We start from the raw sequence: 13,655 nt of genomic DNA, 5'->3' as shown, positions 1-13,655 counted from the left end.
GGACCTCAGGCGGTGGCGATGCGGTCCAGCACGATCGGGCTCGCCGTGAACGCGGTGTCCGCAGGGGCGATGTCGTACGCGCCGGGCAGCGACCGGAGCGCGTAGTCGAACTTCTCCGGGGTGTCCGTGTGCAGGGTCAGCAGCGGCTGGCCCTCGGTCACGCGGTCGCCGGGCTTGGCGTGCAGTTCGATGCCCGCGCCCGCCTGCACCGGGTCCTCCTTGCGGGCCCGGCCCGCGCCGAGGCGCCAGGCGGCGACGCCGATGTCGTAGGCGTCGAGGCGGGTCAGCACACCGCTCGACGGGGCGGTGACGACGTGCTGCTCGCGGGCGACCGGGAGGGCCGCGTCCGGGTCGCCGCCCTGGGCGGAGATCATCCGGCGCCAGCAGTCCATCGCCGTACCGTCGGCGAGGGCCTTGGCCGGGTCGGCGTCCTTCAGCCCGGCCGCGTCCAGCATCTCGCGGGCCAGCGCGAGGGTCAGCTCGACGACGTCGGCGGGGCCGCCACCGGCGAGCACCTCGACGGACTCGCGCACTTCGAGAGCGTTGCCCGCGGTGCGGCCCAGCGGGGTCGCCATGTCGGTGAGCAGCGCGACCGTACGGACCCCGTGGTCGGTACCGAGGCCGACCATCGTCGAGGCCAGCTCACGGGCGTCGGCCAGGTTCTTCATGAAGGCGCCCGAGCCGACCTTGACGTCCAGCACGAGGGAGCCGGTGCCCTCGGCGATCTTCTTGGACATGATCGAGGAGGCGATCAGCGGGATGGCCTCGACGGTGGCGGTGACATCGCGCAGCGCGTACAGCTTCTTGTCGGCGGGGGCCAGCCCGTCGCCCGCCGCGCAGATGACCGCGCCGACCGAGTCCAGGACGTCCATCATCTCGGTGTTGGAGAGCAGCGCCCGCCAGCCGGGGATGGACTCCAGCTTGTCCAGGGTGCCACCGGTGTGGCCGAGGCCCCGGCCGGAGAGCTGCGGCACGGCGGCGCCGCACGCGGCGACCAGCGGGGCGAGCGGCAGCGTGATCTTGTCGCCGACGCCGCCCGTGGAGTGCTTGTCGGCGGTGGGCCGGGAGAGGGCCGAGAAGTCCATCCGCTCACCGGAGTTGATCATCGCAGCGGTCCAGCGGGCGATCTCCGTACGGTTCATGCCGTTCAGCAGGATCGCCATGGCCAGCGCCGACATCTGCTCATCGGCCACCTCGCCGCGGGTGTACGCGTCGATGACCCAGTCGATCTGCTCGGGGCTCAGTTCGCCCCGGTCCCGCTTGGTGCGGATGACAGAGATGGCGTCCATGGAGTTGGCGTTCCTTCCGGCGAGGGATACGTGAGGGAGTACGTGACAGGTGTACGTGACGGGGCTACGTGAGGGTGTTCGTGACGGGGTACGTGACGGGAGGTGGCCGTGCGCGTATCGCGCGACTCTACGCGCATAGAGAGAAGGGGTGTCCGTGGCCCTCCCACCGCGGTGGGAGGGCCACGGACACCGCGTCAGTTCAGATGCTGTGGGCCGAACGCCTGCGGCAGCATCTCGGAGAGCGGCAGCACCCCGTCCGGGGTTTCGAGCAGCAGCTCGGGTCCGCCGAACTCGTACAGCAGCTGGCGGCAGCGCCCGCACGGCACGAGTACCGCACCCGCACCGTCCACGCAGGTGAAGTGCGTCAGCCGGCCGCCGCCGGTCGCCTGGAGCTGGGAGACCAGACCGCACTCGGCGCACAGCCCGATGCCGTACGAGGCGTTCTCCACGTTGCAGCCGACGACCGTGCGCCCGTCGTCGACCAGGGCCGCGACGCCGACGGGATACTTCGAGTACGGGGCGTACGCATGGGACATCGCGCCCCGCGCGGCCTCCCGCAGAACATCCCAGTCGACCTGTGTCACTTGCCCTGGCCCTTCCGGTAGCGCATGCCGTCCGCCTTGGGCATCCGCAGCCGCTGCGCGGAGAGCGAGAGCACCAGCAGGGTCACGACGTACGGCGTGGCGCCCACGAAGTCGGACGGGACATCATCGGTCAACAGGTACCAGACCAGGATGAGTACGGCCACGACCGCGCTGATGACGCCCTGGAGCATCGCCTTCTTGTACAGCTTCCAGACGGCGAGCAGGGCCAGGAGCACCACGATGAGCAGCAGCAGCGCGTGGACGGTCTCGCCGCCGTTGCGCAGCTGGAGCGCGTCGGAGAAGCCGAACAGGCCCGCGCCCATGGCGAGTCCGCCGGGACGCCAGTTACCGAAGATCATCGCGGCGAGACCGATGTAGCCACGGCCGCCGGTCTGGTTCTCCAGGTAGATGTGCGAGGGGACCATCGCCAGGAACGCGCCGCCGAGCCCGGCCAGTCCGCCGGAGACGGCGACGGCCGCGTACTTGTACGTGTAGACGTTGACGCCCAGCGACTCCGCCGCGATCGGGTTCTCACCGCAGGAGCGCAGCCGAAGACCGAACGGGGTCTTCCACAGCACCCACCAGGTGCCGACGAAGAGCAGCACGGCCAGGATCGTCAGCACCGAGACGTCGGTGACCAGGCCGCCGATGATGCCGGCCAGGTCGGAGACGAAGAACCAGTGGTGCTTCTCGATGGACGACAGACCGTCGGAGAGCCCGGGGATCGTGACGTTGGGCAGCGAGTCGACCGGTGGGGACTGCTTGGGGTTGCCGCCCGCCGCCACCGCGTCGCCGTGGTTGAAGAAGATCTTGGCGAGGTACTGGGTGAGGCCCAGCGCGAGGAGGTTGACCGCCACACCGGACACGATGTGGTCGACACCGAAGGTGATGGTGACGATGCCGTGCACCAGCCCGCCGAGCATGCCGAAGGTGATGCCCGCGAGGAGTCCGAGCCAGGGGCTGGACTGCCAGCCGATCCAGCCGGCGCCGAAGGTGCCGAGGATCATCATGCCTTCGAGGCCGATGTTGACCACACCGGCCCGCTCGGACCACAGACCGCCGAGGCCCGCGAGGCCGATCGGCACGGCGAGCCCCAGCGAGGCGCTGATCTGGCCCTCGGAGGTGAGCTGGTCGGCGCCGGTGATGATGCGTACCAGCGACAGCAGGATCAGAGCGCCCGCGATGATCAGCAGGACCTTCGGGAGCGAGAGCTTGGAACGGCCGGACTTGGCGTTCGCCGCCCGGGGAGCCGCCGGAGGCGGGGTCTTGGTCATGGTCGCGGTCATGCCGTCACCTCCTGCTGGTTCGAGTGGGCGGCGGCCTGCGCGGCGAGTTCGGCGCCGACCTTCTGCTGCTGGCGCTTGAGCCCGTAGCGGCGCACGACCTCGTAGGCGATCACGACGCACAGGACGATGACGCCCTGGATCACGCCGAGGATCTCCTTGTCGTACCCCTTGAACTCAAGGTGGTTGGTGGTGCGCTCCAGGAAGCCCCAGAGGAGCGCGCCGAGCGCGATGCCGATGGGGTGGTTGCGGCCGAGCAGCGCGATCGCGATACCGGTGAAGCCGATGCCCAGCGGGAAGTCGTTGCTGTACATGTGGCTGTCGTTGAGCAGCGTCGGCATACCGATCAGACCGGCCATCGCACCAGAGATGATCATGCTGGTGGCGATCATCTTCTTGACGCTGACGCCGCTCGCGGAGGCCGCGGACTCGGACTGGCCGACCGCGCGCAGGTCGAAGCCGAAGCGGGTACGGCCCAGCACGAACCAGTACGCCACACCGGCCAGCGCCGCGATGAAGATGAAGCCCCAGAGCGTGCCCGCGGGGCCGGTGTCGATGGAGAAGAACCAGGACGACTTCGGCAGCGGCTTGGTGGAGACCAGGGTGCCCGCGTCGTCGAGCTGGCCGAGCCTGCCCGGCTGCATGAGGTACCCGATGATCGCGGTGGCGATCGAGTTCAGCATGATCGTCGAGATGACCTCGCTGACCCCGCGGGTCACCTTCAGCACACCGGCGACACCGGCCCACATCGCGCCGACCAGCATCGCGGTGACGATCATCAGCGGGATCTGGACGGCGCCGGGCAGCGTCAGCGCGCCGCCGACGACCGCGGCGAAGAAGGCGGCCATCCGGTACTGGCCGTCGACGCCGATGTTGAAGAGGTTCATCCGGAAGCCGACGGCCACCGCGATACCGGCGAGGTAGTACGTCGTCGCCTTGTTGAGGATGTAGATCTGGCTGTCGCTGGCCGAGCCGTACGTCAGCATGTCGCTGAACGCGGCGAACGGGTCCTTGCCGGTGGCCAGGATGACCAGCGTGGTGACGACCAGGGCCGCCACCACCGCGAGCAGCGGGGCCGCTATCGCGAGGAGCAGCCGCTCCCGGTCGATGCGTGCGGTGAGCTTCTTCATCGGTCCTCTCCCCCAGCCTCTGCACCGGTGGCGCCCTGGCCGGCGACGTCCTCGTCGTGGTCCAGGTGTCCGGTGGCGGCGCCGGTCATCGCGGAGCCGAGTTCCTCGGGGGTGATCGTGGCGGGGTCCGCGTCGGCGACGAGCCGGCCGCGGTACATCACCCGCAGGGTGTCGGACAGGCCGATCAGCTCGTCCAGGTCGGCGGAGATCAGCAGGACGGCGAGCCCGTCGCGGCGGGCCTCCTTGATCTGGTCCCAGATCTGCGCCTGCGCGCCGACGTCCACACCCCGGGTGGGGTGCGCGGCTATCAGCAGCTTGGGGCGGTGGCTCATCTCGCGGCCGACGATCAGCTTCTGCTGGTTGCCGCCGGAGAGGGAGGCCGCGGTGACGTCGATGCCGGGCGTACGGACGTCGTACTCGGTGACGATGCGCTCGGTGTCGGCGCGGGCCGCCTTGGCGTCGATCAGGCCGTGCCGGGAGTTGGGCCGCTCGGTGACATGGCCGAGGATCCGGTTCTCCCAGAGCGGGGCCTCAAGGAGCAGGCCGTGCCGGTGCCGGTCCTCGGGGATGTAACCGACGCCGCTCTCCCGGCGCTTGCGGGTGGGCGCGTGCGAGATGTCGGTGGTACCGAGGGTGATGACCCCGCCGTCCGGGTTCCGGATCCCCATGATCGCTTCGACGAGTTCGGCCTGGCCGTTGCCCTCGACGCCCGCGATGCCCAGGACTTCGCCCCGGTGGATCGTGAACGAGATGTCGGAGAGCACCTCGCGTACGACCCCGTCGGTGTCGACGGCGGTGAGCTGGAGGCCGTCGAGGTCGAGCATCGGCTCGTCGGTGACCGTCGACTCGCGGGTCTCCGGCGAGGGCAGCTCGCTGCCGACCATCAGTTCGGCCAGCTGCTTGGTCGTGGTGGTCGCCGGGTCGGCGGTGCCGACCGTCGTACCGCGCCGGATGACGGTGATCTCGTCGGCGACGGAGAGCACCTCGCCCAGCTTGTGCGAGATGAAGATGACGGTCAGGCCCTCGGACTTGAGGCCGCGCAGGTTGTCGAAGAGCGCGTCGACCTCCTGCGGGACCAGGACCGCGGTCGGCTCGTCGAGGATGAGGGTGCGGGCGCCGCGGTAGAGGACCTTGAGGATCTCCACGCGCTGGCGGTCGGCGACCCCGAGGTTCTCGACGAGGGCGTCGGGGCGGACGCCGAGACCGTACGCGTCCGAGATCTCCCGGATCTTGTTACGGGCCTTGGTGCCGATGCCGTACAGCTTCTCGCCGCCGAGAACCACGTTCTCCAGGACCGTGAGGTTGTCGGCGAGCATGAAGTGCTGGTGCACCATGCCGATGCCGCGGGCGATGGCGTCGGCGGGGCCGGCGAAGACGGCCTGTTCGCCGTCGACGGTGATGGTGCCCTCGTCCGGCTTCTGCATGCCGTAGAGGATCTTCATCAGGGTCGATTTACCGGCACCGTTCTCACCGCACAGGGCGTGCACGGTGCCCTTGCGGACGGTGATGTCGATGTCGCGGTTGGCTATGACACCGGGGAATCGTTTGGTGATGCCGCGCAGTTCGACGGCGGGAGGGCTGGACGCGTTGATGACGCACTCTCCTCGGAGAAGGAGCGGTGGGGGCGGAGGGGCCCCGGCGGAGGCGGGGGGTGCGGTGACGCTAACGCGCCAACTGCACGCTACACGCGTAGAGTTGACACATCGTTATGGGCCCGGCGGGGAGACAGCGATCCCCCGCGCCGGGCCCACGTGACGGGACAGGTCAGGGAGTGGTCTTGACCTTGACGGCGCCGTCGATGATCTTCTTCTGGGCCGCGTCGAGCTTGGCCTTGATGTCATCGATGAAGCCACCGCTGGTGGCCAGCGAGACACCGCCCTCGGCGAGCGAGTAGGTGTTGGTGCCGGTGATCGGCTTGCCGGCACGGACCGACTTGACCAGGTCGTAGACGCCGATGTCGACGTTCTTGACGACCGAGGTCATGATCGAGTTCTTGTACTTCGCCAGCGAGGCGATGTTGTACTGGTCCGAGTCGACGCCGATCGCCCAGGCGCCCTTCTTGCCGTTGACGGCCTCGATGGCGCCGTTGCCGGAGGAGCCCGCCGCCGTGTAGACGACGTCCGCGCCCTTGTCGAGCATGCCCTGCGCGGCTTCCTTGCCCTTGTCGGGGCTGGCGAAGCCGGAGGTGTCCGAGCCGTGGCTCAGGTACTGCCGGTCGATCTTGATCTTGCTGTTGGTGTCCTGGACGCCCTGGACGTAGCCCGCCTCGAACTTCTTGATCAGCGGGACGTCCACACCGCCGATGAAGCCGACGTGGTCCGTCTTGGTCTTCAGCGCCGCGGCGACACCCGCGAGGTAGGAGCCCTGCTCCTCGGTGAAGACGATGTTGTCGACGTTCTTCGCGTCGACGACCGAGTCCACGATGCCGAAGGTGACCTTCGGGTACTTCGCGGCCACCTGCTTCATCGAGTTGGCGTAGGCGTAGCCGATGCCGACGATCGGGTTGTAGCCCGCGTCGGCGAGGTCGGTGAGCCGCTGGACGCGGTCGGCCTCGGTGTCGGTGGTCTTGGCGGTCAGTTCCTTTATGTCGCCGCCGAACTCCTTCTTCGCCTTGTCCATGCCGCGAGCGGCGGAGTCGTTGAAGGAGTGGTCGCCACGGCCGCCGACGTCGTAGGCGACGCCGACCTTGACGCCCTTGGACGACGACTTCGACGACGAGTCGGAGTCGTTCTGGGTCGAGGTGCTGCCACAGGCAGAGACGGAGAGAGCGAGGGCTGCGGTGGCTATGCCCGACGCAGCGATCTTGGTTACCCGGCGCAAGAGGAGGTCCCTTCAAACCAAACCTGGAGCGCCTCTTCCGGCGCTGGTTTTCGCCAGGATCGTAACGCGCGTAGATGTCAGGTAAAGGCCTGTTCGGAACCTGTTATCGGATCGACGCGAACGGGAGCCGACGTGGCCGGTTACGAACGATGTACGTCCAGCAACGCAGCGGCGGTGAAAAGCTCCACGCCGACCTCGATCGCGGCCTCGTCCGGGTCGAAATCCCCCCGGTGCAGGTCGCCCCGGGCGCTGTCTCCCGGCGTACGCACCCCGAGCCTGGCCATCGCGCCGGGCACCTGCTCCAGGTACCAGGAGAAGTCCTCGCCGCCGAGGCTCTGCTCGGTGTCCTCGATCGCGTACGGTCCGCGGCGCGCGGCCATGGCGTCGCGCAGCAGCTCGGCCACGGCGCCGTCGTTGACGACCGGCGGCACCCCGCGGACGTAATTGATCACGGACTTGGCCCGGTGCAGATCGGCCACCTCGGCGATGGCCTCGTGCACCAGATCGGGCGCGGACCGCCAGGCGTCCAGGTCGAGGCACCGTACGGTCCCGGACAGCTCGGCGTGCTGCGGGATGACGTTGCAGGCGTGCCCGGCGTCGATCCGGCCCCAGGTCACGGCGAGCCCGGACCGCGCGTCGATCCGCCTGGCCAGCAGCGCGGGCACGTCGGTGGCGACCTTCGCGGCGGCGGTCACCAGATCGGTGGTGAGGTGGGGCCGCGCGGTGTGCCCGCCGGGCCCGTCCAGGCTGACTTCGAGACGGTCGCAGGCGGAGGTGATGGGCCCGGCCCGCAGCCCGATCCGCCCGGCGTCGACCTTGGGGTCGCAGTGCACCGCGACGATCCGCCCGACGCCGTCCAGCACCCCGGACTCGATGGCATCGGGGGCACCGCCCGGCAGCACCTCCTCGGCGGGCTGGAAGATCAGCCGCACGGGGTACGGAAGCTGCCCGGCCTCGTGCAGCCGGGCGAGGACGAGCCCGGCGCCGAGGACGACGGTGGTGTGGATGTCGTGCCCGCAGGCGTGCGCCATGCCGGGGACGGTGGAGCGGTAGGCGCAGGCGGTCTTGGTGTCGGGGATGGGGAGCGCGTCGATGTCGGCGCGGAGGGCGAGCACGCCGCGCGGGGCTTCGGCTGCACTCCCGGCGTCCCCGCTGTTCCCGATGTCACAGATGAGCCCGGTCCCGATACTGAGCACCTGCGGCGCGAGCCCGGCCTGCTCCAGCCGCGCCTTGAGGGCCGCGGTCGTGCGGAACTCCTGGTTCCCCAGCTCGGGGTGCATGTGCAGGTCACGACGGAAGGCGATCAGCTCGTCCCGCAGCTCGGCGGGGAGCACACCGACGAGCGGGGCGTCACCGGCCGGACCGGTGTCACCGGCACAGGCGGGCAGGTCGGAAGCGTCGGGCTCACGGGACATCAACTGGTTCACTCGTTGAAGGGTAGGCCCCTTCATGGCCCAACTAGCCATCGAACAGCAAAAGTTCAGCCGCTTAGGCGAAAGAATCATGGTTCGCGGCGTATGCGGGGCGGGTGTGATGGGTACTGTCATTGGCCCCCGATCCCCGGTCGAGTCACTCTCGGTCCCCGGTCAGGCCATCCCGTAGAGCGCGGCAAGGTCCACGAGCAGAACATCGGGGCGACGCGCGGCGATTTTCACGAGGTCGGGATAGAAACCGTGCAGCGAGTAGAGGGCGAGTGTGGTCCCCCCTGTGTCGTAGCCCTGTTCGGCCAGCAGCGCGCGGATATGTTCCAGCCGCTCCAGATCACCGGTTCCCCGAGGGGCCGCAGTGGCTTTCGCCTCGCCCAGGAGCGCGATGCGGGCACGCGGCGACTGAGGGCGCTCCCCCAGGGCCAGGGCCATGACGTCGACTTCATGCTTGGTACGAGCGGCGGGGTCGGCCACCTCCGTGGTGCCGACCGGTCCCGGGAGTCCGTCGGGAAGAACCGTGTGAGCGAAGCGCCGAGTCCAGTCACGCGCAAGGTCTTCGAAGTGAGGACCCAGGATCTTGGAGTGGAAGGTGGGGGCGGACGCCTGCCAGATCTGCTCGGCGAACCCCTGCTCCACCGATGCGGCCTGCGGGAGCGTGATCAGCTGGTTGAAGCGGATGACCGGATCCGCGAGCGTGATGACCGGATGTGGACCTGCCCCTCTCTGCACGGCCCATAACACCGTCAGCGTACGGCCCGAACGGCTGACTGACGACGCGACGCCACTCGAACTGACCTTTCTGTGCCGCTCACTTGAGGTCCGCCTTTCGCCAGACCCCGCGCCCACAGTCCCAGCGCAATACTGGGTGATGCGTCAGGGGCGACGGGCCGAAGCGAAGAATCAGCCGCTACTGGGCGAGTGGCCGCCGGTCAGAGCGAAGCGGACGAATTCTGGATCCTTTCGCCCTCCCCGTCCAACTCACAGGGTGTGGCCAGAGCCCATGCACCGGCCGCACCGCCGCACCAGCCGCACCAGCCGCACCAGCTACAACGGGATCGGCATCTCGTTGAGGTACATCAGGTCGATGTCGCCCCCGTCGGTCACCCCGGTCCACACCCGCACCGCATCCACCAGGCCCGCCGTGGCATCGCCGGAGGAGCCGTCGGGCGTGCGGCCCACGCCTACGGTGAAGTCCCCGGTGGCCTGCCACGGTGAGTCGAACGTGACGGGGGCAGTCTGGCGGACCCCGTCGACGTACAGCAGGAGTTGATGGTGCGCTCCGTCGTAGACGCCGGTGACCAGTGTCCAGTCGTCGCCGGGGTCGACCAGTTGCGCGCCGGCAATGCCTGTCGGTGCGGTCACCGTGGTGGCGCCGGGGGTGTCCGCATCGGTCCGGCCGAACGCCCACATGCCCTCGGACATACCGGCCGGCTGGGTGTACCAGAGTCCCCAGGAGTCCTGGTTGCCGCCGCTCTGACCGGCGATTCGCATCGTGTGCTCCACGCTCGTGTCACTCAGCGCGGAGGCGTCGAGCCTCACCCAGGCGGCGATGGTGAAGTCACCCTGTCCGTCGACCAGCGGGCCGCTCGCCGAGGCGTGGCCCGAGGTTCCGTCCAGCGACAGGACACCACCCTTGCCGCCGTCGTTGTCGGTGGCGAACGCAGCGCCGGAGGAGAGGGCGGCGGTGTGCCCGTAGCCGGAGGAGTCGGTGGCCGCGCTGCCCGAGGCCTCGTTCAGCTCCCAGTCGGCCGCGAGGGCCGGACGCGAGTGGCCGGTCTCCGGATCCACCTCGGCCTCCAGGTCTGCGGTTTCCTTCGGCGAGAGCGCGCGGTCCCAGGTCTGGATCTCGTCGATCTGACCGGGGAAGTAGCCGCCGTACGCGGCGCCTGACCGGCCGCGGCCGATCTGCAGGTCGCCGCCGGCCTGCCAGGAGGGGGTGAAGGAGACCGGGGCACCCTGGGCAACGCCGTTGACGTACAGCTGCACTGTCCGGGACTGGGCGTTGTACACGCCGGTCAGGTGGGTCCAGACCCCCGGTACAGGGGTTGCCGTCGAGACGGAGCGTACGACGGTCGAGGCGGCCGAGTCCGAGGTGTCCCGGCTGAAGACCCAGGCGTGCGAGGCAGCCGAGTAGGAGAGCGCGAACGCCGAGCCGTCGGCGCCCGCCTCGGACACCGCCACCGCGTCGTGCGTCAGGCCGGTCGGGCGGGCCCAGGCGGAGACGGTGAAGGAGCGGGACGTGTCGGGTCCCGCGCCGGCCGCCGAGGCGTAGCCCTGCGTGCCGTCGAGGTCGAGGGCCTTCCCCAGGCGTGCGTGGCTGGACCAGGACGCGCCGCCCACGAGTGTCGCGGGGTGCGATCCCGCGCTGTCCGCCGCCGTGCTGCCGCTGCCTTCGTCGAAGGACCAGCCTCCGGTGGCCGGGGCGTTCGGCGCGACGCTGAAGTAATAGGTCGCGGTCGTCGATGCGTCGCCCGCAGCGTCCCAGGCCGTTACGGCGAGCTGGTTCAGCCCTCTCTGGTCCGGTGCGAGGGTCACGGTGGTGCTGGTGGTTCCTGGCGGGACCGTCTTGGTGACCTCAAGCGTGTTGTTGAGCGAGTAGGTGAATTTGACGACGTCCGTGTCCGACGTGGTGAAGGTGAAGGTGCCCGGCACATCCACACCCCCGGACGAGGCGCACCCGTCCGCTCCGCACTCCGGGTAGTCGTCGGAGGAGATCGTCGGAGCGTCGAGCATCCGACGGTCACGGACCGGTTGAGTACCTTGCACGGAGCCGGCGGACCGGCTTCCGGGACGATGCCCGTCGGCCTGTGCCGCTGTGGCGGTAACACCCCCCGCCACCTGCACCAACAACGCCGCGCACACCAGCCACACCCCGCGTGCCGACGTGCGTCTGCCACTCCCCCTGGATCGCCTCACGGCTTGCCCCACCCCTTGTACGCCAAACAAGTTGGCCCCCACACCTAACGATCAAGGAGCCTGCCAGCCGCCCGGCCAAGGAAGGGCATGGGCCTGATCAAGAGGAGGTCATGTGCAGGTCGTGCACCCGTCAGGAATTGAATATTCACATCAAGTCTCAGCGGGCACACATCTGCTTCACGCGCCCCCGGCCGCCGCGTTCATCGGTCCCAGCCGCTGCACGTCGCGGGCCGTCCCCGTCACCCCCGCCAGGAAGCCCTGTGCGCGCGGGGATGCCGTCTCCGTAAGCCAGTTGGGGTCGATGTCGCAGACCGCGACGCGTACCTCCGTGCCCACCAGGGCCAGCGGGAGCGTGTGCACCACCGTCGACGGGAAGCTGACGATCGTGCGGCCGATGGGGCCCCTGCGGGCGATGAGTTCCAAGGGGAGGTCGGGGCGGACGATCTCCAGGCCCGTCTCGGCGTGCAGGCGGTGGAGCTTCTCGGTGGACTCGCGGCGGTGGGCGAAGTAGCGCGTCACGTTGTGGGCGCGGGCCAGCGCGGTGACCGCCGCGATGTAGCGGTCGCAGTCGACCACGCCCGTCTCCACCAGGGAGGTGCCCACCAGGTCCGAGGTACGGGTGATTCTCGGCGGGCCGAAGCGGGACCGGGTCCAGGCGAAGTCGTTGGCCGTCACGGTCAGTCCGGGCGGCGCGTCCCGGACCGGCATCGAGCTGAACACCTCGACCGTACGGCTGCCCGACGGGGTCAGCCTGCGGCGGGCCGCCGACGACATCGGGGCGAAGAGCAGGTCCCGGGGGCTGCGCCGGCCGCGACGGTGCCAGCGGACCAGCGGTTCCTTCGCGGCGAGTTGGGCGATGAACTCCATGGTGGCCGTGCCGTCGTCGACCACCGTCAGATCGCGGGCGCCGGTGATCGTGAGGAGGAGTTGCACGTACCGGGAGAACGGGTCCCCGATGACGATCCGGTCGGCCCGGCGCAGCATCGGCGCGAGGCCGCCGATCGTCTTGAAGGGCGCCGCCACGCCGCCACGCGCCTCCTCCCACCGCACCGTGACCCCTTCGTCGCGGGCCAGTTCAGCCACCCGGCGGAGTTGCCCCCGGGACATGGGGTCGAGCGGTGAGAGGACGACCACGGTCAGGTCCGTGGTCGCCGTGTGGGCCCACTCCAGCAGGTTCAGCAGCTGGACGGGGCTCTCCACGAAGGCGAGCGTGGCGGGGGCGCTCTTCACTGTGGCGGGTCTCCTGCTGGTCAGACGGACGCGGGCTCGCGGTCCGCGCCTTCGGCGACGACACCGGCGACCCGGCGCAGCTTCTTCATCGGGGCGAGCTCCGAGTCGTAGACCTTCTTGACGCCGTCGCCCAGCGAGGCCTCGATGGTGCGGATGTCGCGCACCAGGCGCTGGAGGCCCTGCGGCTCGACGGAGGCCGCCTGGTCGGAGCCCCACATGGCGCGGTCCAGGGTGATGTGGCGCTCGACGAAGGCCGCGCCGAGCGCTACGGCGGCGAGGGTCGTCTGGAGGCCGGTCTCGTGGCCGCTGTAGCCGATCGGGACGTTCGGGAACTCCGCCTGGAGGGTGTTGATGACGCGGAGGTTGAGCTCCTCGGCCTTCGCCGGGTACGTCGAAGTGGCGTGGCAGAGCAGGATGTTGTCGCTGCCCAGGACCTCGACCGCGTGGCGGATCTGGCGCGGGGTGGACATGCCGGTGGAGAGGATGACCGTACGGCCGGTGGCGCGCAGCGAGCGCAGCAGCTCGTCGTCGGTGAGGGAGGCGGACGCGACCTTGTGGGCCGGTACGTCGAACTTCTCCAGGAACGCGACGGCCTCGGTGTCCCACGGGGAGGCGAACCAGTCGATGCCGCGCTTGGCGCAGTGCTCGGAGATGGCCTGGTACTCGGCCTCGCCGAACTCGACGCGGTGGCGGTAGTCGATGTACGTCATCCGGCCCCAGGGGGTGTCACGCTCGATGTCCCACTGGTCGCGCGGGGTGCAGATCTCCGGGGTGCGCTTCTGGAACTTGACCGCGTCGCAGCCCGCTTCGGCGGCGGCGTCGATCAGGGCGAGGGCGTTGTCCAGCTCACCGTTGTGGTTGATGCCGATCTCGCCGGTGATGTAGACGGGGTGGCCGGGGCCCGCGGTCTTGGTGCCGAGGGTGCGGAGGCGGGTGGTGCTCATGAGGGTTCTTCCTTACGTGACGGACGAGTTGG

Annotated in this window: 10 protein-coding genes and 1 pseudogene; all 11 read right to left on the bottom strand. The window is 69.5% G+C overall.

The features are described 5' to 3' along the window. Positions 1–5: 5 nt before the first annotated feature. Positions 6–1,289: a thymidine phosphorylase gene (locus OG709_RS22605; RefSeq protein ID WP_250299540.1), complete on the bottom strand. Its 1,284-nt coding sequence runs from the start codon at positions 1,287–1,289 to the stop codon at positions 6–8. Between the two features lie 194 nt (positions 1,290–1,483). Further along, positions 1,484–1,873, bottom strand: a complete 390-nt coding sequence (locus OG709_RS22600; protein WP_266641213.1) for a cytidine deaminase — start codon at positions 1,871–1,873, stop codon at positions 1,484–1,486. Then, positions 1,870–3,159, bottom strand: a complete 1,290-nt coding sequence (locus OG709_RS22595) for an ABC transporter permease (protein ID WP_329167604.1) — start codon at positions 3,157–3,159, stop codon at positions 1,870–1,872. The genes OG709_RS22600 and OG709_RS22595 overlap by 4 nt, the downstream gene beginning before the upstream one ends. Then, positions 3,156–4,286, bottom strand: coding sequence for an ABC transporter permease (locus tag OG709_RS22590; RefSeq protein ID WP_250299538.1), 1,131 nt, complete (start codon positions 4,284–4,286; stop codon positions 3,156–3,158). Before OG709_RS22590 ends, OG709_RS22595 begins: the two co-directional genes overlap by 4 nt. Next, entirely contained in the window at positions 4,283–5,878 is a 1,596-nt protein-coding gene (locus OG709_RS22585; RefSeq protein ID WP_250299586.1) for an ABC transporter ATP-binding protein, read from the bottom strand. The genes OG709_RS22590 and OG709_RS22585 overlap by 4 nt, the downstream gene beginning before the upstream one ends. A gap of 172 nt (positions 5,879–6,050) precedes the next feature. After that, a complete protein-coding gene (locus OG709_RS22580; protein ID WP_250299537.1) occupies positions 6,051–7,106 on the bottom strand; it encodes a BMP family lipoprotein in 1,056 nt (351 codons plus the stop codon). 140 nt (positions 7,107–7,246) lie between these two features. Next, entirely contained in the window at positions 7,247–8,521 is a 1,275-nt protein-coding gene (locus tag OG709_RS22575; RefSeq protein ID WP_250299585.1) for an amidohydrolase, read from the bottom strand. Between the two features lie 171 nt (positions 8,522–8,692). Beyond that, positions 8,693–9,241, bottom strand: a pseudogene (locus OG709_RS22570) (ATP-binding protein); the annotation flags it as partial. 336 nt (positions 9,242–9,577) lie between these two features. Then, entirely contained in the window at positions 9,578–11,266 is a 1,689-nt protein-coding gene (locus OG709_RS22565; protein ID WP_329167603.1) for a LamG domain-containing protein, read from the bottom strand. Between the two features lie 360 nt (positions 11,267–11,626). Next, positions 11,627–12,679 carry a hypothetical protein gene (locus tag OG709_RS22560; RefSeq protein WP_329167602.1) on the bottom strand — a complete coding sequence of 351 codons (1,053 nt, stop codon included), beginning with the start codon at positions 12,677–12,679 and terminating at the stop codon, positions 11,627–11,629. 20 nt (positions 12,680–12,699) lie between these two features. Next, the gene (locus OG709_RS22555) at positions 12,700–13,623 is read right to left on the bottom strand and encodes an N-acetylneuraminate synthase family protein (protein ID WP_250299534.1); all 924 of its coding nucleotides are present in this window, start codon (positions 13,621–13,623) and stop codon (positions 12,700–12,702) included. Positions 13,624–13,655: the final 32 nt, after the last annotated feature.

It is taken from the genome of Streptomyces sp. NBC_01267 (assembly GCF_036241575.1).
GTDB lineage: Bacteria > Actinomycetota > Actinomycetes > Streptomycetales > Streptomycetaceae > Streptomyces.
This window is presented reverse-complemented; position numbering and strand designations above follow the sequence as displayed.